The organism is Bacteroides caecigallinarum (genome assembly GCF_021530995.1).
Taxonomy (GTDB): Bacteria; Bacteroidota; Bacteroidia; order Bacteroidales; family Bacteroidaceae; genus Phocaeicola; species Phocaeicola faecigallinarum.
Genome location: NZ_JADYTF010000001.1, coordinates 90,405 through 111,180, shown reverse-complemented (window position 1 = coordinate 111,180; position 20,776 = coordinate 90,405). Strand labels below are relative to the sequence as shown.

The 20,776-nt window shown below is 42.6% G+C and carries 16 protein-coding genes and 1 tRNA gene; 7 read left to right on the top strand and 10 right to left on the bottom strand.

What is annotated here, in order from left to right:
• Positions 1-251: 251 nt before the first annotated feature.
• The 3 genes from I6E24_RS00435 to I6E24_RS00425 are packed head-to-tail and all read left to right on the top strand — an operon-like array spanning position 252 to position 5,526.
• On the top strand, positions 252-776 hold the full coding sequence (locus I6E24_RS00435) for an NUDIX hydrolase (protein WP_235325357.1): 525 nt from the start codon (positions 252-254) through the stop codon (positions 774-776).
• Between the two features lie 8 nt (positions 777-784).
• Positions 785-3,793 carry a tetratricopeptide repeat protein gene (locus I6E24_RS00430; RefSeq protein WP_235325355.1) on the top strand — a complete coding sequence of 1,003 codons (3,009 nt, stop codon included), beginning with the start codon at positions 785-787 and terminating at the stop codon, positions 3,791-3,793.
• A 5-nt stretch (positions 3,794-3,798) separates the two neighbouring features.
• Positions 3,799-5,526: an outer membrane beta-barrel protein gene (locus I6E24_RS00425; protein WP_235325353.1), complete on the top strand. Its 1,728-nt coding sequence runs from the start codon at positions 3,799-3,801 to the stop codon at positions 5,524-5,526.
• A gap of 179 nt (positions 5,527-5,705) precedes the next feature.
• Here the strand turns inward: I6E24_RS00425 and I6E24_RS00420 are convergent, their stop codons facing one another.
• On the bottom strand, positions 5,706-6,287 hold the full coding sequence (locus I6E24_RS00420) for a DUF3109 family protein (protein WP_235325351.1): 582 nt from the start codon (positions 6,285-6,287) through the stop codon (positions 5,706-5,708).
• A 236-nt stretch (positions 6,288-6,523) separates the two neighbouring features.
• On the opposite strand from I6E24_RS00420, the gene I6E24_RS00415 reads away from it, so the two are divergent.
• A complete protein-coding gene (locus tag I6E24_RS00415; RefSeq protein ID WP_235325349.1) occupies positions 6,524-6,676 on the top strand; it encodes a hypothetical protein in 153 nt (50 codons plus the stop codon).
• 6 nt (positions 6,677-6,682) lie between these two features.
• The gene (locus I6E24_RS00410; protein WP_235325347.1) at positions 6,683-7,987 is read left to right on the top strand and encodes a leucine-rich repeat domain-containing protein; all 1,305 of its coding nucleotides are present in this window, start codon (positions 6,683-6,685) and stop codon (positions 7,985-7,987) included.
• 441 nt (positions 7,988-8,428) lie between these two features.
• On the opposite strand, the gene gpmI is transcribed toward I6E24_RS00410, so the two are convergent.
• The 9 genes from gpmI to I6E24_RS00365 form a co-directional block, all read right to left on the bottom strand.
• Positions 8,429-9,943: a 2,3-bisphosphoglycerate-independent phosphoglycerate mutase gene (gpmI, locus tag I6E24_RS00405; RefSeq protein ID WP_235325345.1), complete on the bottom strand. Its 1,515-nt coding sequence runs from the start codon at positions 9,941-9,943 to the stop codon at positions 8,429-8,431.
• Positions 9,944-10,070: 127 nt separating this feature from the next.
• Positions 10,071-11,024, bottom strand: coding sequence for a DnaJ C-terminal domain-containing protein (locus tag I6E24_RS00400; protein ID WP_235325343.1), 954 nt, complete (start codon positions 11,022-11,024; stop codon positions 10,071-10,073).
• A 105-nt stretch (positions 11,025-11,129) separates the two neighbouring features.
• Positions 11,130-11,567, bottom strand: coding sequence for an Hsp20/alpha crystallin family protein (locus I6E24_RS00395; RefSeq protein ID WP_204401705.1), 438 nt, complete (start codon positions 11,565-11,567; stop codon positions 11,130-11,132).
• A 453-nt stretch (positions 11,568-12,020) separates the two neighbouring features.
• Positions 12,021-12,623 (bottom strand): ribonuclease HII, encoded by a 603-nt coding sequence (locus I6E24_RS00390; RefSeq protein WP_235325341.1) that lies wholly within the window; start codon positions 12,621-12,623, stop codon positions 12,021-12,023.
• A gap of 204 nt (positions 12,624-12,827) precedes the next feature.
• Positions 12,828-15,506, bottom strand: coding sequence for a 4-alpha-glucanotransferase (locus I6E24_RS00385; RefSeq protein WP_235325339.1), 2,679 nt, complete (start codon positions 15,504-15,506; stop codon positions 12,828-12,830).
• Between the two features lie 259 nt (positions 15,507-15,765).
• On the bottom strand, positions 15,766-17,727 hold the full coding sequence (gene gyrB / locus I6E24_RS00380; protein WP_235325337.1) for a DNA topoisomerase (ATP-hydrolyzing) subunit B: 1,962 nt from the start codon (positions 17,725-17,727) through the stop codon (positions 15,766-15,768).
• 187 nt (positions 17,728-17,914) lie between these two features.
• Positions 17,915-18,169, bottom strand: a complete 255-nt coding sequence (gene rpsT, locus I6E24_RS00375; protein WP_204507762.1) for a 30S ribosomal protein S20 — start codon at positions 18,167-18,169, stop codon at positions 17,915-17,917.
• 41 nt (positions 18,170-18,210) lie between these two features.
• Positions 18,211-18,282, bottom strand: a tRNA-Glu gene (locus I6E24_RS00370).
• Between the two features lie 194 nt (positions 18,283-18,476).
• Positions 18,477-19,361, bottom strand: coding sequence for a LysR substrate-binding domain-containing protein (locus I6E24_RS00365; RefSeq protein WP_235325335.1), 885 nt, complete (start codon positions 19,359-19,361; stop codon positions 18,477-18,479).
• Between the two features lie 106 nt (positions 19,362-19,467).
• On the opposite strand from I6E24_RS00365, the gene I6E24_RS00360 reads away from it, so the two are divergent.
• On the top strand, positions 19,468-20,331 hold the full coding sequence (locus I6E24_RS00360) for a YncE family protein (RefSeq protein ID WP_204401717.1): 864 nt from the start codon (positions 19,468-19,470) through the stop codon (positions 20,329-20,331).
• Positions 20,332-20,336: 5 nt separating this feature from the next.
• Complete coding sequence (locus I6E24_RS00355; RefSeq protein ID WP_235325333.1) at positions 20,337-20,774, top strand: flavodoxin family protein; 438 nt, start codon at positions 20,337-20,339, stop codon at positions 20,772-20,774.
• Positions 20,775-20,776: the final 2 nt, after the last annotated feature.

The following is a 20,776-nucleotide window of genomic DNA, read 5'->3' as shown; positions in this document are numbered from 1 at the left end:
TTTTGTAAGCAAATGTAGAAAAACTTTTTTATTAATTCGTTATTATAGTCAAAAAAACATTCTTTTTTTAATAAAAAGAGCATATTAACTGTTAGATAACAATATTTTTTATAGTTTTGTTTTGTAAAACATATATAAACTAACTAAATGTTATAAACATTAGTATAAGGCAAATTGTTCTTTATGTCAGAATTGTAACATATTATCATTATTTCTGTTAACTTTGCCACTGTAACTAAACTTGTGTGATTATGCACCCTTTACATCTATTCAATTATTGCCCTAAATGTGGTTCGGCTCATTTTGAAGAACATAACTTTAAATCAAAGAAATGTGCTGATTGCGGCTTTGTGTATTATTTCAATTCGAGTGCCGCGACTGTTGCCTTTATTCTTAATTCCAAAAACGAACTTCTTGTTTGCAGACGTGCCAAAGAACCTGCCAAGGGTACACTTGACCTGTCAGGAGGATTTATAGATATGTACGAAACTGCGGAAGAAGGTGTGGCTCGTGAGGTTAAGGAAGAAACGGGACTTGATGTGGTGAGAGCCGAGTATCTGTTCTCTTATCCGAATACTTATCTTTATTCGGGATTTCTTGTACATACGCTTGATATGTTCTTCCTTTGCAGGGTGGATGACGATTCGGCATTGGGAGCGATGGACGATGTGGCGGCAACTTTCTGGATGCCTATGGATAAGATAAACCCAGAGGAGTTCGGATTGGATTCTGTACGTAAAGGGGTTGAACGTTTTATTAAAGAACATACAAAATAATTATATATATGAAGAATAAGAGGAATGCATTGATGGCAGGATTGCTTCTTGTTATGCCTATGGCTGTAGGAGCGCAACAGGTCCAGCCGTTGACGGGTTCGTGCAGACTGTTTGATGATGGTAAGCAGTTATTCCTGCGTCATGATTACGCGGCGGCACGCCAGACGCTGATGCAATATGTAAATGCCGGCGACTGTTCCGAGTTTATGGACGAAGCGGAATATATGTTGGCATGTACCGCATACGAACTGAACTTGCCTGACCGTATGGAAAGGCTTGAGTCATATCTCTCCGCCCATCCTGAATCAAGATATAAGAATAGAGTACAGGCTCTTGTGGCGTCGGTCTATTTCTTCGACAATGATTACCTTAAAGCTATAGCTTCGTACAGAGGTTGTGATTTCGATGCATTGGGTAACGAGGAAAGGGATGACAATGTTTATCGTTTGGCGCAGTCGTATCAGCAGATAGGAAATACAACTGAAGCCGCGGCCTGGTTTACTGTCCTTAAATCCGGCAGCAGCAAGTATGCGGATGATGCTACATACAATTTAGCATATATAGACTATTCAAACGGCAGATACTCACAGGCGATGAAAGGTTTTGTTGCTGTTTGTGGAAATAAGAACTACGCCCAGCTTGCTCCTTATTATATGGCCGATATAAGTCTTATTACGGGAGACTATGCAAAGGCCCGTTCTGTCGCTGACGAATATCTGAAAAATTATCCTGGAAATGAGAAGACTGTAGAAATGAGGCGTATAGCAGGTGAGGCTGCTTATGCCCAAAAGAACTATAGCGATGCTGTCCGTAACCTTTCGGCATATTGCAATGAGGTGTCAAACCCTCAGCGTAATGCTCTTTATAAACTCGGAATGAGTTATTATTATACACAGGTTTACTCTGAGGCTGCGGCTTCTCTTGGCAGAGTTACCGGTCCTGATGACGATATGTCGCAGAATGCTTATCTTCACATGGGACTTGCATATCTAAATTTGAAAGAGCGTAATCAGGCACGAATGGCTTTCGAACAGGCGGCTGCATCCAACCGCAATATGCTGATAAAGGAGCAGGCTCTGTACAACTATGCTTTGTGTATCCACGATACATCGTATTCTCCTTTTGCTGAGTCGGTGACGGTTTTCGAACGTTTCCTGAATGAATTCCCTCATTCTCAATATACCGACAAGGTGAATGATTATCTTATCGAGGTGTATATGAACACTCGCAGTTATATGGCTGCCTTGAACTCCATTGCTAAAATCAGCCAGCCTGGAACGCGAATATTGGAAGCAAAACAGAAACTGCTGTTCCGTCTTGGTACACAGGCTTTTGCCCAGGCTTCGTTCGAGAATGCCATAGACTATTTCTCTCAGTCGCTTCAGCTTGGCAGATATAATGCACAGACCAAAGCTGACTCATATTTCTGGCGTGGTGAGGCAAAATACCGTCTTGACAGGTTTGCACAGGCGTCTGCCGACTATAGACAGTATATGGAATTTGCCACAGACAAGAAGAGTATGGAGTATGGTCTTGCTCTTTATAACATGGGATATACATCGTTCAAACAGAAGAATTACGATAAGGCTCTGACATGGTTCGTGAGATGTGCAGATACGGATGCTGCCATAGATGCTTCTGTTAGGGGGGATGCCTGCAATCGTGCCGGCGACTGCTATTTCTATGCACGCCGTTTTGATGAGGCTCGCGCACAGTATGCCAAGGCTGTATCTATCGAACCTTCATACGGTGACTACTCTTTGTTCCAGGAAGCTTTCGTAAAAGGATTGCAGCGTGATTATACAGGAAAGATAGAGACACTGAACACCCTTTTTTCTAAATATCCTTCATCGCAGTATATTGACGATGCTTTGTATGAACAGGGACGTGCATTCGTGCAGATGGAACAGGCGGACAATGCTATAGGACGTTATAAGATTCTTGTTGAGAAATGGCCTGAAAGCCAGTTGGCCCGCAAGGCGGCAAGCGAGATAGCATTGCTTTATTATCAGAATGACAAATTCAATGAAGCTATCGCAGCATATAAGAAGGTAATTGCAGACTATCCGGGAAGTGAAGAGGCAAGGATGGCACAGCGTGACCTGAAATCTGTATATATAGATATAAATAAGGTGGACGAATATATGTCGTATGCATCGTCTTTGCCTGGTGGGGCAAACTTCGATGTGAACGAACGCGACTCACTCACCTATACAGCTGCTGAACGTGTTTATATGCGTGGAAACATTGCTGAGGCCAAGAATAGCTTTACTTCGTATCTGCAGTCATTCCCGCAGGGCGCATTCAGCGTGAATGCTTCGTATTATCTTGGTATCATAGCATATAACGAAAAGGATTACCAGGGGGCTACAACATATCTGAACAAGGTCCTGGAATATCCTGACAGCAAATTCTCTACAGAGGCTATGACACTGTGCGCACAAATGGCTTACAACGGTAAAGAATATGGCCGATCACTGGAACTTTATAAACGCTTGGCTGACCGTGCCGGAAACCAGGAAGAACGTCTTCAGGCACAGACCGGTGCTTTGCGCAGCGCATATATGGCTGGAGATACAAACGAAACTATCAGTGCCGCATCGGCTATGATGGCTCACAGCAAGCTTGCACCTGAACTGGAAAACGAGGCAAGATACTATAGAGCAAAGGCATTCATCAAGAACGGACAGAGCAATGAAGCTCTTGCTGACCTGAAAGCCCTTGCAGGAGATACTAGAAATGTATATGGTGCCGAAGCCAAATATCTGGTGGCACAAATTTACTTCGATGAAGGAAAGACTGAGGCAGCCGAGAAGGAAATACTGCAATATATCGAGGTAAGTACACCGCACGCCTACTGGCTTGCAAGAAGTTTTGTGCTGTTGAGTGATGTGTATGTGAAACTCGGACGCAAACTGGATGCAAAACAGTATCTGTTGTCTCTGCAGCAGAACTATCAGGCAGACGATGACATAGCGGAAATGATAGAAACCAGATTGGCTAAACTTAACCAGTAACGACAATGAAGAAATATAGAAAACAGATTTTGATATGTGCCGGACTTGTCACACTGACTAATGTGGCGGCACAACAGCAACAGAAGAATGATTCTACCGTGAACCGTACGGTGGTGGTGGAGAACCAGTATAATCCGGAAGTGATGGATGCTTTCAAGGTAAATGTATTGCCCAAAATTGAAGAACCTGCTGTGGCAAAGACTCAGATTGACTATGCTTCGGCAATACATCCATTGGGAAGTTTTCCTGTAACCCACATGGATGCTATGGAAAGGGAGCTTTCACCCGAAAAGGCCAGGAGAGGTTATGTGCGTCTGGCTTACGGAAACAGAAACAATACAGACTTGAAGGGGGCGTATTTGTGGAATATCACTGATCGTGATGTGCTTGATGTGATGGCTACATTCCATGGCTATTCAGGCAATATAGGAGCAGGATATGATTTTGATCGGGTGACGGATATACCGACTCTTAATTACGATGGTGAGTGGAAACATCGTTTCTTTCGCACAGGCGCTTCGCTTAAATATACTCACGATTTCGATAAGGTGAGTATGTATGTAGGCGGTGATTTCGCATCACAGGTGTTTAGTTATATGCCAAATCTATTTGAATCATTTTTACAGAGCGAAGAAAAGACAGAAGCTCCTTCATTCGGACATCAGTTATTCATGTCAGGTGGTGGATATGTAGGTGTATCTTCAGTGAAAGATGCTCTTCCGGTGGAATTCGCTTTCCAGACTGGATATAAGATGTTCAACCGTAAACATGGAATTTATATTCCCGGAGGTATATCCGAAAGTGTTGTAAATACTAAGGGATACATCTCTGCCGGAATTGATGACAGACAGGATATTGGAGTAACATTTGGAATGGATAATGTGTTTTATGACAAATCGTTCAGTAGCTATTCATTAATCAAGCTCCGTCCTTATTATTCTGTAAAGACAGAGTCTGTATCTTTTACAGCCGGAGTGAATGTGGATTTTCAGATTTCGAACGATGGCGGACTGAAACTTTCGCCGGATGTAAAGTTTGATTATACATTTGCCGACAATTATGTGCTTTATGTTCATGTTACTGGTAATACCCGTCTGAATGATTTTGGAACAATAAACGGTTTCTCTCCGTTCTGGGTGCAATCTCCAATTTATAATTTCCCTTTGCAACTGAATACTTCATACACTCCGTATGATGCTAAAATTGGTTTAAAGGCATCGCCACTTACAAATCTTGGATTTGGAATATATGCCGGATATCGTGAGACGAGAAACGAACTCTTCTCTATGCCATATTCGGACGAAGGAGGTATTTATAATAGGATAGCACAGGCAAAGGCCCGTGTGGCATACGCAGGACTTTCTGTTGATTATTCTTTCAGAGATATTTTGGACTTTGGTCTTAACGGTAATTTCTACAGCTGGGATGTACAGAAGGAAATGGAGAAACTGTTATGGTTGAAACCACTTTACAGCATCGGATTCAATGCCCGTGCCAAGGTGTTCAAGGGCTTTCATGCAATGGCACAATATAATTACGAAGGTCGTAAAAAGACATTGGGTATAAAGGCTGATGCTGTGAATGAACTGAATTTAGGCGCGGAATATCTGTTCAACGACAGGGTGAATGTATTCCTGAAGCTGAACAATATCTTGAACAAGAATTATGTGACGGAAAGCGGATATCCTGTTCAGGGCTTCAATGTCATGGCGGGATTGAGTCTGAATTTCTGAGAATAATACTTTTATAATATGTTTATCCCCTGTTTAGATACCGTTTAGTAAACACTTGCTAAACAGTATCTAAACAGGGGATAATTGTTTTCTCTCTTTATTGGTTGTTTCTAGACTGCAGATACTCAGTCTTTATCCTTCTATGGGAAGCTGGTGTTATGCGAAACGCAGAACTGAGTTTATATCAGCTTCTGTTTCTTTAATTCCTCTGCCACATTCTCCAATTCATCATACCATGCCTGACCGAACTTTCTTATCAAAGGTTCTTTCAGAAATTTATAGACCGGCAGATTTTCTTTCTTTCCAAGCAGAACCGCAGCATTACATACGTCCCATCTGTGATAGTTTACAGCCCTGAAAGGGCCGTAATCGCCTATTCTGATAGGGTAGAGATGGCATGACACAGGCTTGTAGAAATTGCATCTGCCTTCGCGATAGGCTTTCTCTATTGCGCAATAACAGTATCCTTTCTCGTCGTAACATGTGAATACACAGTCTTTGCCGTTTACGATTGAAGTCACCAGGTCACCGTCCTGGTCTGTATAAACTACTCCCTGCTTGTCTATAACAGCACGTGCTTCCGGCGAAAGTTCGTCCCATATCACCGGAAGTACTTCCTCCAGTTTTTCTACCTCGTCGAGCTCTACCGGTGCGCCGGCATCTCCCTCTATACAGCATTCTCCCTTACATGCATCAAGATTGCAAAGGAACTTCTCGCGGAATACGTCGAGGCTTACTACTACATCGTCTATCTGAACCATAAAGTATATTTTTTATGCAAAGATAAGTCATAGTGGGTATATTCTTGTTATCATACAGAAAAAAAACTAATGCGATGCCTGCTATCCGGTTTTCACGATATTGTGCCCAAGCGCGGAATAAATGAGACATTAAATGATAAAACGATGCGATATTCACATTTTTTTTTTTTTTTGTGACATCTTAATGAAAAAACACTATATTTGCTTTTGATGTTTCATTTATAAATAAATTGAATATGAAAGCAATTACAACCTTAAACACCGAGACCATACGAGGAGCCTACGAGGCCCCCAAGTGCGAAATCATCGAGATGCAACAGGAAGGCGTGCTCTGCGGAAGCTACGGCAGCACGCACAACCCTTATGAAGAAGACCCCTTTACATGGTAATGCCTTATGAAAACACTACGTATCCTTACACTGGCCGCCGCGGTACTGACACTGGCCGCCTGCGGCAACGAAGAGTTCATCGAGAACAATCCGGGCAACGAGGCCGCAAAGCCCGTGCCCATGACCTTTACCGCCGGCATGCCGCAGACACGCACACAGCTGGCGGCCGGTAACGAAGTGCACTGGACGGCAGGCGACCAGATAGCCCTGTGGGACGGAGTAGCCAAGCGGGAATTCACCGCTACAACCATCAACGGCAGCAACGCCACCTTCACGGGCACTGCTACCCCGAGTTCCACCTATACCGCCTTCTACCCCTTGTCAGCCGTAACAGGCATGACCAAAAAGTACGTCACTTTCAACCTGCCCGCCGAGCAGACCGCCGTGGCAGGCACCTTTGCCAACCAGCTGGCGCCCTCGCTGGCCAAGGCCACAGGCGGCAGCACCGACTTGGTGTTCAACAACCTCTGTGCCCTCGTGAAGTTCACCGTGACCGCCGACATGGCCGGTGAAGGCACCTTCACCCTCGTGGGAGGCAACGGCAACGACGTGCTGGCCGGCCCGTGCCATTACGAAGACGGCGTGATATCCCCCGGCATAGAGCGTACAAATCGCGTCACCCTCAAGGGCGACTTCGTGGCCGGAAAGGACTACTACTTCGTCGTGCTTCCCTACCAGCTGGCCAACGGCTTCAGCCTGCTCTACGAAGACAGCACGGGCAAGCTCTACCGCAAGGCCACCGACAACTCCGTGACCCTCACCGCCGGACGCATCCTAAACCTGGGCACGCTGGCATTGACCGGCTTCGAAAAGGCCGTTGTCAAGGAGATATATGCCAAACTCGGAAGCGGAACTGCAACCGAGAATGCCGACGGCACAGTCACGCTGAGCGACGACGATTTGACGGCTTTGGCAGCGATGACCACGCTGGAGCTACCTTCGGGAGGTGTGACCTCGCTGGCCGGCCTCGGCTACTGCACCGAGCTGACCACACTGAAATGCGCCAACAATCAGTTGACCGAGCTGAACCTCAGCGGGCTGACCAAGCTGACCACGTTGTGGTGCCAAATGAACCAGCTGACCACGCTGGATGTCAGCGGGCTGACCCAGCTGACGGAGTTGTGGTGCTTCAGCAACAATCTGACCGCGCTGGACATCACCCAGCTGTCCGGTCTGAATAAAATTTATTGTGGCAATCAGAATGACGACCGGATACTGACCCTGACACTGACGACGGCACAGGAAGGAGGAGTGTGGAACAGCTGGAGTTACGACTCTGATAACGTAAGAGTCACCCTCGATGTGAAATAGCTGACCGCCTACTGCCATTATCTTCCATCCATCCTTTTCACTTTAGGGCACCACCGGTGGCATTATATATGTACTATGTAAGCAGTGTGAGGATTATCCCAATTTGAAAAGAGTATGCTCTTTCCGGAAAAATAACACCATTATCCGGTACAGATATCAGAGCGGAAGATTATTCTATGTATATGTAAATAACAAACGGACACGGACAGAGATTCATACAATCTCACGTCCGTGTCCGTTCGTTTTATATTAGATTAACTTAAGTTTCGCAAGTATTAAAGTACTATCAGACAGCAAGCTGTCTTAGAAGGTAAAGAAGGTAAAGCTTGATACTTTACAACTTTAATGCTTTATCTCCTGAAGCCCACATTTAGTGGGCTGATACCTCCTTTATTACTTTAATACAGCAAGTTTTGCAAATGCGAAACTTGAGTAGATTAATTACTTAATCAGGTCTTTTCCTGTCATATCAGCCGGCTGGGCCATACCCATGATGTGAAGGATAGAAGGAGCAACATCTGCCAATACACCGTTCTCAACCTTGGCGTCCTTGTTTTCTGTTACGTAAACAAATGGAACAGGGTTCAGTGAGTGAGCAGTGTTAGGAGTTCCGTCTTCGTTCAATGCGTGGTCAGCGTTTCCGTGGTCGGCGATGATGATTACTTCGTAGTCGTTAGCCTTTGCAGCTTCTACTGTATCTTTCACGCAGTTGTCGATGGCAACAACAGCCTTTTCGATAGCTTCGTAGATACCAGTGTGACCTACCATGTCACCGTTAGCATAGTTAACAACGATGAAGTCATATTTCTTGGTGTTGATAGCTTCTACCAGTTTGTCCTTAACTTCGTAAGCGCTCATTTCAGGTTTCAAGTCGTAAGTGGCAACCTTTGGAGAAGGAACGAGGATACGGTCTTCGTTGTCGTATGGAGTTTCACGTCCGCCGTTGAAGAAGAATGTAACGTGAGCATACTTTTCTGTTTCAGCAATGTGAAGCTGAGTCTTTCCGTTTGCAGCAAGGTATTCGCCAAGAGTGTTCTGTACGTTTTCCTTAGGGAAGAGGATGTGTACACCCTTGAATGAAGCATCGTATGGAGTCATACAGTAGTACTGAAGTCCTGGGATAGTCTTCATACCAGCTTCAGGCATATCCTGCTGAGTAAGAACGATAGTAAGCTCTTTAGCACGGTCGTTACGGTAGTTGAAGAAGATAACTACGTCGCCTTCCTTTATAGTACCGTCGAAGTTAGCGTTAGAGATAGGTTTGATGAATTCGTCAGTAACACCTTCATCGTATGATTCCTGCATAGCCTGAACCATGTCTGTAGCTTTCTTTCCTGTACCGTTAACGAGCAAGTCGTAAGCTTCTTTCACACGTTCCCAACGTTTGTCGCGGTCCATTGCATAGAAACGACCTACAATAGAAGCGATTTTACCTGCTGATTTAGCGCAGTGTGCAGTAAGTTCTTCGATAAATCCTTTACCGCTCTTAGGGTCAGTGTCACGACCGTCCATGAAGCAGTGGATGAAAGTATTTTCGATTCCGTATTCTTTAGCGATGTCGCAAAGGCGGAACAGGTGGTCGAGTGAAGAGTGTACACCACCGTTTGAAGTAAGACCCATGAAGTGGATGTTCTTACCGTTTTCCTTAGCGTATGTGAAGGCAGAAACAACTTCAGGGTTCTGCATGATGCTTCCGTCGGCACAAGCACGGTTGATTTTTACCAAATCCTGATAAACGATGCGTCCGGCACCGATGTTGAGGTGACCAACTTCCGAGTTACCCATCTGTCCGTCAGGAAGACCTACGTTTTCGCCGCTTGCCTGCAACTGTGAGTGAGGGTAGTTAGCCAACAGACTGTCCCAATAAGGAGTAGGAGTGTTAAAGATTACATCGTCTTTTTGATGGTCGCCGCAGCCCCATCCGTCGAGGATCATTAAAAGTGCTTTCTTTGCCATAATTGTAATATGTTTTAGAAGTTTGAAATCCAATTTGTTTTCCGCTTGCAAAAGTACAAAATATCTGCTTTTTGAGCGAATGTTTTGAGTATTTTTAATATGCCGGATTGAGGCTGTAGCTTCATCTTCAACTATTTTTCAACTGTGTGAACAGTTCTTTCTGCTTTTCGCTTAAAGATGTAGGTATATCCACATGATATGTCACAATCAAATCGCCGAATGTGCCTTCTTTTTTATATACAGGGAATCCTTTGCCACGCAGTCTGACTTTAGTGTCGTTCTGAGTGCCCGGATTTACTTTCAGTTTGACCATTCCGTCTATGGTCTTGACATTAACACTTCCTCCAAGGACGGCTGTGTAAAGGTCGATATCAACATCTGTAAACAGGTCGTCGCCCTCACGTTTGAACTCTGGATCCGGAGCTATCTGGAAGGTGATGTAAAGGTCTCCGTCAGGTGCTCCATTGCTGCCTTTTTCGCCGTGGCCTTTCAGTTTTATCATTTGTCCGTCGGCAATACCGGCAGGTATGGTTATACGCAGGTTCTCGCCGTTCACGCTGAAAGTCTGTTTGTGCGTAACGGCTGCATCGCGGAGTGAAAGGCTCATCTGTGCCTCTATGTCACCTCCGCGGCTCATCATATTGTAACTTCTTCCGCTTCTGCCTGATGAGGCTCCATGTCCGAACAACTGTTCGAAGAAATCGGAGAAGCCGCTTGCGTTTCCTCCGAATCCATGCGCGTTTCCTCCGAATCCGCCCATGAAATCGTCGCCATTCACGGAATACCAGTAGGCCGACTGTCCGCCTCTTTCCTGCGCTCTCTGGTATGCTTCACGTTCAGCCTTGAATTCATCGGCATGTTTCCAGTGTTCGCCATATTCGTCGTATTTCTTTCTTTTTTCAGGATCGCTCAAAACTTCGTTAGCTTCGTTTATCTCCTGAAACTTGTCTTTGGCGTTAGGGTCGTCTTTGTTCAGGTCAGGATGATACTTTCTGGCCATCTTACGATAGGCTTTCTTGATATCATCTTGTGTGGCATTACGTTCTACGCCTAATACTTTGTAATAATCTATAAAAGCCATATATTTTGAGTTTTTAAAGTTGGTGGTTTATAAATGTTTTCTTCACATAAAAACAGAGCCCCCCGTTGACTGTTTGCGGGAGGCTCTTATTTGGTTTACCAATGATTAATGTATCTCAATAACACGATTAACCTTAGCTTTTTCTTCAGGTGAATACTTCGGCAGTTCGATAGTCAATACACCGTCTGAAACATTAGCACTTATCTTTTCCTTATCAACATTGTCAGGCAAGTAAAGTGACTGTTGGAATTTTGTGTAAGAGAACTCACGTCGCAAGTATTTCTTGTTTTCTTTATCTTTATCTTCGTTTTCAACTTTCTTTTCCATTGAGATGACAAGTTCGTTGTCGTCTCCCAAGTGGATGTTGAAATCGTCTTTGGTCATTCCCGGAGCTGCAACCTCTACTTTGTAGTTCTTTTCGCTCTCAATTACATTGATAGCCGGAGCTGTAGCATTAGTTTTTTCCATCCAGTCATTATCAAAGAAATCGTTAAAGATACTTGGTAACCAGTTCTGATTGTAATACTTTCTAATCGGCATCATAGTTTTAATCTCCTATATTTAAGTTATACATTTTCAATTGTTTCCGAACTTTTGGTTTTGAACCTCAAGTTCACTATTGATATTGCAAACTGTATGCCGATGTTGGAAGCTTGAATTTTTGTCAGATGGTGTTTAATGTTTATAATCTGATTTTAAACCTTCAGGCCATCGTTTTAAATATGTGGAAACATTATTAATATATTAACAGGTGTTGATAAACTTATAGATTGACAAATTGTCATCTATAGGTGCTGGTTTTAATGTCAAATTGTCCTCTCGTGGACTTTGGTGTCCGTGTTTAGTGTTTATATGCTGGAAAAATGTTATAATTATTACCGGATGATTTCCAAAGAGAAAGTGCATGGAAACATGGTTATTAACAGGTCGTTAATAACGTAGGTTTTCAACATGTTGTTAATAACGTCTGTTGAAGTTAAAAATCCATGATTTGATTTAGAAATCTAATGAAAGCTGAGTGTCGCCTAAAAGGTTGTAACTCAGGCGGTGATAAGGCGAAGTGCCGAATTCCTTTATGGCTTGTCGGTGTTTCTTTGTCGGGTATCCCTTGTTCATATCCCATGCGTACATTGGATATTCACTGTGTAGCCTGTTCATATAGTCATCGCGATAAGTCTTTGCAAGTATCGAAGCGGCTGCTATTGAAAGATATTTTCCGTCGCCCTTTACTATTGTGGTATGCGGAATGTTCTTGTATTTGTTGAAACGGTTGCCATCTATCAACAGATGTTGTGGAGTTATTTTCAGTTGGTCAACTGCTCTGTGCATCGCAAGGAACGAAGCGTTCAGAATGTTGATTTTATCAATTTCTTCAGGTTCTACAATACCAATTGCCCATGCCAGTGCTTCCTTTTCTATAACTTCTCTAAGCTGATAGCGCTGTTTTTCAGACAGTTGCTTCGAATCATTCAGCATTTCATTCTTGAAGTCCTTCGGCAGGATTACGGCTGCGGCATATACAGCTCCGGCAAGACATCCTCGTCCTGCTTCATCACATCCGGCTTCTATAAGGTTTTCATTCAAGTATGGTAAAAGCATCTTTATGGGGTTTTAAAATTTCCGGGTGCAAAGGTACGCATTTTGTTTTTCATAGAGCACTATTTATATGTGGAGTTATTAATGTGTTATCCACATGCGGTGTTAAAAAGAGCAGTGTTTAAACAGCTTTTAAATACTGTTTAAACACTGCTTAAATACTGTTCAGGTGTTGAAAACCTGATAGCTTATTAGGAATATGTTTCTTTAGATCCTTCCGCTTTCAGAAATCATGTTTCTTATCTGTTCGTTGAAGTAGTCATTCTTCATAAGGTCTTCCAGAGTGATGTGCATTCTCCATCTCCAGTAGTGGCGTGGGTTTGCAGGAACGTTGATGCGTTCTATCTCAATGTCCGGATTGCGCAGGCTTTCATCAATTGAGGTCCAGTCTTGCCATGTCAGGATACATAATAGTGACGGGCAGTTCAGATGATGGCTTACAACTTCACGGCATAGCCATCCCGGTGCATCCTGTGGAACTTCACCCCAATGGCCAAGCTCATAATGATAGTAACGTTCTGTAATCTGTGCATCTTCCTTCCAGTAACCACGAAGTGTTGACATATCGTGAGTGCCTATAGTACATACGGAACGGAACGGATAGTTATAGACATGTCCGAACTCGTCTTTCGGGTCTTTAGGCATTCTCTGTATTTCGAGAGAGAGAATCTGTAACTGGTTCATTACCCAAGGAACACAATCAGGAACCATTCCCAGGTCTTCACCGCAAACAAGCATTGAAGTTGACTGAGTAAGTACAGGCAGTTTCTTCATCGCCTCGTCGTACCAGAACTTGTTGTGTCGCTGGTAGTAGTAGTGGTTATACAGTCTGTTGAATGCTTCCTGTTCCTGCCAGTTGAGTTGTCTGTATATGAAATCGTTCTGTACAGATATCCTTGGATGATACATCTCCGGGTCCTTTCTGTCCTTAACGAACAGCACATCGCTTATCAATGCATAGAGTCCCTCCTTCATGTTGAGACTTTCTTCATCAGTTTTTCCTGCAAAGTAAGCTTCAACCTTGCGCTGGGTGTCGAACTCAGGACGCATGCGGTAGATGTCATGATGAACATGTTCCACGAATGTGTTGCGTACCTCGTCACTCTTGTCGCCAAACATAGTGTTAAGCATATAGTCGTTTATAAACGGCTCAGTCATGAATTCTTTCTGGAAGTTCAATCCGAAGCCTTTTATTTCGTCCTCGCTCATTGGTAGTGCCGGAGCAAATTGTCCCAACAGTCCGTGTACGGAGTGTATAGGTATTTCCCAAATACGGAAGAATCCAAGTATGTGGTCAATACGGTAAGCTGTGAAGTATTCTGCCATTTTTGAGAAACGCTTTCTCCACCATTGGTAGTTGTCTTTCTCCATCACGTCCCAGTTGTATGTAGGTAATCCCCAGTTTTGTCCTTTGGTAGAGAAAGCATCTGGTGGCGCTCCTGCCTGGCCGTTCATATTGAAGTAATATGGCTCCACCCATGCTTCCACGCTGTTGCGGCTTATTCCGATAGGTATGTCGCCTTTAAGTATTACGCCTTTTTCGCGTGCATGGCTTGTTGCTGCTAGCAATTGTATGTGCAGAATGTACTGAATGAAATAATAGAATGCTATATTATTATATGTTTCGGATTCTGTATTGCACAATTTGTTTATTTCTTCAGCATTGTATTCCTTGTATTCAGGCCATGTATTGAAGTCGGCTGTGCCATATAAATCTCTTAGGTAGCTGAATGCAGAATATGGTTTAAGCCATTCTTCATTCTTTGCATAAAATGATTTGAAATCTTCCGATGAAAGTATGTTTTCGGCTTCTTGGGCGAATATGTCTTTCAGATATGCCCGTTTGGTGTTGTTCACTCCTTCGTAATCAACCTGCGACAAACTGTTCAATTTGACACGTTCCTTTTCGTATTCAGTAGCTTTTTCACTGTCTTTCAATGCAGGCAATTGCCTTAAATCTATAAACATAGGATGGAACGCATATATGGATATGCTGTTGTATGGATATGAGTCCGTCCATGTGTTTGTTATGGTAGTATCATTTATAGGCAATATTTGTACGGCCTGTTGGTTGGTATCGGCAGCCCAGTCGATGTATGTTTTCAAATCGCCGAAGTCGCCAACTCCGAAACTGCCTTTTGAACGGAGAGAAAATACCGGTATTGCGCTGCCTGCGATTTTTCTTTCCGGCAGGTTGAAGAATACTTCCGTTTCCATAGGGAAATATGTCTCGCCGCGCATGAGTGGCTGGATGTTGAATGTACGGTTACATCCGTTTTCCCATTCTTCTACAGCTCCGTTCTTTGAACTTACCGCAACAAACTTATATTCAAAAGGGAATGTCAGTGAGGATGAATCTATAGAGATATACCATACGTCAGGCAATACTTCCTGCATTCTGAGTGGACGGTAATATTCCCAGCTGCCGAGTATGTTGCAACTGCCTATAATTCCAAGTTCCTGTGCTTTGTGCCTCAATCCGGGACATAATGCCCTGAATGTTATACAGCTGCCTACATTGTCTTTAAGTTTTTTAGGCTCTTCGGTGTGTGGAATACCGTTGAATGCTGAACTGTATCTGTGATTTCCTTCAGGAAGATCTCTCCAGCAATCATCGAAAATAAAATGATGTTGCTGTGCATTGCCTTTTATAATAGAGTGAGGAATTGCTCCGAACTCTTTCCTTACGCATCTTTCATTTCTGAATACGGCATATCTGTATGATGCCATGTCTTCATTCTCGGGCAAATCGTAATCGAAAGTTCCTTGCCATTCTTGTCCGTCGCGGGTGAAGAGAGCTAATGAGTTTTTCTCATCGTTATTGATAATAACTCTCAGACTTTCTCCCCATACGGTACAATACTTAATACGAAATGTCAGTTTCATATCTTTCTTAGGTATTAGTTTTTTATTTAATTGTTTCTTTTTCCAAATGTAGCTATTTTATAATTATACATAATCCTTAAATATGAAAAATATAAATGTTTTATGACATGAAACCCGTTTATACGCTTTCTGGACGTGATTTATCTATGATAAAATATAATGATTTTATAAATAAAAAGCCCCGGAACTTTGTGGATTCCGGGGCTTTCCTCCGTGTAAGATGTGAGGAGGTAAAAAATTTAGTTAAACATAAACCACCTTATGCGTCAATATTGGCGTAAGTGGCATTCTTTTCTATGAACTCGCGTCGTGGAGCTACATCATCTCCCATAAGCATAGAGAAGATATAGTCCGCTTCAGCGGCATTTTCAATCTGTACTTGTTTCAGGATACGAGTTTCAGGATTCATTGTTGTTTCCCAAAGTTGTTCAGGATTCATTTCACCCAAACCTTTGTATCTCTGAGTGTGTATTCCCTGCTCGCTTCCGTCACCGTATTTCTGAATGAAAGCATGTCTTGCTTCTTCGGTGTAGCAATATTCGCTAACCTTACCCTTTGTACATTTGTACAATGGAGGAGTAGCTATATACAGGTGACCTTCCTGAATGATTTCAGGCATATATCTGTAGAACAGAGTCATGATAAGTGTGTCGATATGAGAACCATCGACGTCGGCATCGGTCATGATTATCACTTTGTGGTAGCGGAGTTTTTCGATGTTTGCCTTCTTGCTGTCTTCTTCTTCAACACCGAAACGTATTCCAAGTGCCTGGATTATGTTGTTTACTTCATCACTCTCGAATGCCTTGTGCCACATCGCTTTCTCTACGTTAAGGATTTTTCCTCGCAGAGGCAGGATAGCCTGGAACTGTCTGCTTCTTCCCTGTTTTGCAGAACCACCCGCAGAGTCACCCTCGACTAGGAACAACTCGCATTCTTCAGCTACTCGGCTTGAGCAGTCTGCCAATTTACCTGGAAGTCCGCCACCGCCCATAGGGCTCTTGCGCTGTACAGACTCGCGTGCCTTTCTTGCTGCGATACGTGCTGTTGCCGCAAGCACTACCTTGTCAACAATAACTTTAGCTTCTTTAGGATGTTCTTCAAGATAGTTTGAAAGAGCTTCACCTACAGCCTGCTGTACGGCACCGCTTACTTCGCTGTTTCCAAGTTTGGTCTTTGTCTGACCTTCGAACTGAGGTTCGGCAACCTTTACAGAGATTACTGCGATAAGGCCTTCGCGGAAGTCTTCACCTGAGATTTCAACTTTGGCTTTTTCCAGTGCCTTACTTTCTTCGGCGTATTTCTTCAATACACGTGTAAGTGCCGCACGGAAACCACCTTCGTGAGTACCGCCTTCTATAGTGTTGATGTTGTTTACATATGAATGCAGGTTTTCGCGGAATCCTGTGTTGTACATGATGGCACACTCTATAGGAACACCCTGTTTTTCAGTGTTCAGATAGATTACATCATCAAAAAGTGGAGTATTTGTAGAATTGAGGAAACGTACGAATTCCTTAACACCTTCGTCAGAGTGGAATACCTCACTCTTGTAGCTTCCGTCTTCTTCTCTTTCGCGCTTGTCTGTAAGAGTGATAGTGATACCCTTGTTCAGATATGCAAGTTCTCTAAGACGTGCCTGAAGTATGTTATATTTATATTCGGTTACGGTGAATATTGATGCATCCGGCCAGAAAGTCTGTTTCGTACCTCTCAAATCAGTGGTACCTACTTCCTTTACAGGATAGAGTGGCTTACCGCATTCATATTCCTGCTGATAAATCTTTCCGTTTCTGAATACGTTTGTTGTCATGTGAGTAGAAAGTGCGTTCACACACGATACACCCACACCATGCAAACCTCCTGAAACTTTATATGAACCTTTGTCGAATTTACCTCCGGCGTGCAGCACTGTCATAACGACTTCCAAAGCCGATTTTTTCTCTTTCTCATGGAAATCAACAGGGATACCACGTCCGTTGTCCTGTACGGTGATTGAATTATCTTCGTTTATGGTTACTTCTATATGTGTACAATATCCGGCCAGAGCTTCGTCGATAGAGTTGTCCACAACTTCATATACGAGGTGATGCAAACCTTTTTCGCTGATGTCGCCGATATACATAGCGGGACGTTTACGTACGGCTTCAAGTCCTTCAAGCACCTGAATACTGCTTGCCGAGTAGTTACTTCCGCTGTTTGGTGTCAGTTCTTCACTCATGTTTTTAAATAGTTTATTTAATCGTTCAAAGTTACGAAAAATCTGTGTAATAATCTTTCCAAATAGCCAAAAAAAAGGTGAAAATCAGCATGTTTTTTGATTTTCACCTTGCTTTCGGATGTGAAGTGTATAAACGACAAAAGGCTAGGTAAAAACCTAGCCTTAATATCTTTTTAAGGTACCAAAATTAAGCAATCTTAGCGATGTGTGCAGCTAATTTTGACTTCAAGTTAGCAGCCTTGTTCTTGTGGATAATGTTAACCTTAGCCAATTTATCCAACATTTTCTGTACTTTTGGATACAATGCTACTGCTTCAGCTTTGTCTGATGTAGCGCGAAGTTTTCTTACAGCATTACGCATAGTCTTAGCATAATATCTGTTGTGAAGTCTTCTTTTTTCTTCCTGTCTAATTCTTTTGATAGATGATTTGTGATTTGCCATCTCGACTAATCTTTAATATTGTTCGTTATACTGTTTATTTGTAGCCCGTGGGGGAATCGAACCCCCCTTTCAAGAATGAAAATCTTGCGTCCTAACCGATAGACGAACGGGCCATCCTATATCGGATTTTCCGATGTTGCCGAGGTTATTATTTCTCGATTGCGGATGCAAAGGTATGAAGTTTTTTCAAAATACCAAAACTTCTTTGCTATTTTTTTTCTAAAGAGGTGAGAATTTATGTTTTAAACTGGTTCGATGATGTCAGTTTATATTTTCAAGTGACTTTAAGCGTATTATGCAGTTCTGATTATCCGTTTTTTATGGTATTTAGTACGAATTCGGCAAAAGCTGTTGCTGATTTCTTTCTATAGCTGCCTTTGGGCCAGAACAAGTACGCCTGCGATGTTAGTGTTTCGGCTGTAAGTATAGGTATGGCCTTTAGGTCAGGTTCGTCTTTTATTGCTGCTCTAGTCAGTATTGTTCCCCAGTTTCCTTTCCTTATAAGATTAATAATAGTCTGTACGTCGTTTATTTCCATTACTGTATTTAGTGTGATGTTGTTGTTACAGCATATCTCGTCTGTCTTCATTCTTGTGGCAAACCCTACCGCAGGCAGTATTAATTCAATGTTCTGTAGCCTTTTTAATGATATTGAAGATAGATGTGCCAAAGGACTTGATTCGTGTACGATGAAATATAGTCTTGATGAGAACAGTTTTATTTTATCATATTCTTCATCGATTTCTTCCGGTTCGAATGATAGTACACAATCCACCAGCTTTTCTTCAAGGAGTTTTATCTGCTCTTTTGATGTTCCGAAATTTATAATGACTTTTATTCCTGGATATGTTTTCTTGAATTCAGTAATTGAACATGTCAGCAGATGGCTCAAACTGTAAGTTACACCTATATTAAGTGTGCCTGTCATGATGCCTTTCAAGTCTTTTATAATCTGTTTCCCGTTTTCAGCTTCAAGTATTGAGTTTCTGGCGAAAGGCAGGAAAGCAAGTCCTGCTTCAGTCGGTATGATTCTTTTGCCAATTCTGTCGAAAAGCAGAACGTTGAGTTCGTCTTCCAGTTGCTTGATCTGTTGCGACAGAGTACTTTGTGAGATATGCAGCATTCTTGATGCTTCGGAAAAGTTTTTCAGTTCGCAGGCTTTCTCAAAATATTTCAGTTGTCTTAGTTCCATTTAGGCTTTATCGTTTTTATCAATAACTGTTATCGGAAAATAGAATTTCGCAAATATAGTAAAATATCTTTTGCATATTTATATTTGTTACAAATTTTAAATGCGTATGAAAAGTTTATTGACTATTATGTTTATTGGAGTCTGTGGATATGTTTCAGCACAGGCAGGATTGAGTGTTGTAAATGACGGTTTACGTTTTTGCGAAAGTACATTACCTTATAACAATGGTATTCTTATAGCCAATTTCGGAACTGAGAATTTGAATCCGTTGAATGATGAAGGCAAGGGATATATAATGTATTATAAGGATGGAAAAACGGAGACGTTTATTCCTACTGACGGAAATCTGTCCGCTCCTAAGGGAATGCTTGCACAAGGAGACAGACTCTTTGTCTGTGATGTAAACAAGATTGTAGTTTATAGCACAGTTAATAAGACATCTAAGCCTGTAGTTATCAGGTTGCCGGAAGGGCATCTGTTCGTAAACGACCTTGTTGCTGACGGTAAATACCTGTATGCTTCTGTTACAAATTCGGACCGTATATTCAGAATCGATATCAGCGGTGACAAAGGTTATACTCCTGAAGAATGGCTGAAAGTGCCTGGCCCTAACGGTTTGCTCATTAATAACGGCAGCATGTATGTAGCATCTTATCCTGCAGATGGAAATACAACAGGAAAGAATGTTATATATAAGATAGGTGATATGGCTAATCCTAAACTTGAGAAGTTTGTCGATATTGCAGGACAGTATGACGGTATTGCAACATCTACCGACGGAAATTACATATATATCACAAACTGGGCTCCGGCTTCTGTAAGCAAAGTAAGCCTTTCCGACCGTTCCGTCGCTCCTGTCAATATCAGTCTTGACAGTCCTTTGATAGGTCCTGCAGATATTTCAGTTAAAGAGGGATACATCTATATACCTGATTTGCCAAACAGCAGGGTAATAGTAGTGAAGGAGTAATAATCATGAGGGCAACGGTTTTATATTATAGCCATACGGGTAGGACGGCTGAGTACGCCAGAGAGATAGCAATGTATCTGTGGTCGAAAGGTCTTGATGTCAGTTTATCTTCTATTTCCGATTTCGATAAGCAGCGGTTGCTGAATTCAGACATTGTGCTGTCGGGATGCTGGACGTGTGGGTGGTTTGTGATAGGTCAACATCCACATCGGAGATGGATTGATTTCAGCAAGTCTGCAGCAGATTTTGTGGACGAACGCAAAGTCATGTTTTTTACTACATATAAGATAAGGACCGGAAGTATGCACCGCAGGATGAGAAAAGCTATGAATATGACCGGAAAAGGCGTAAACGGTTTTTTGAAATCGAAAACGGCCCGTTTGACAGACGAAGACAAAACTAAACTCGATGCTTTTATAAAAAACAACATGTTAACTAAATAAAG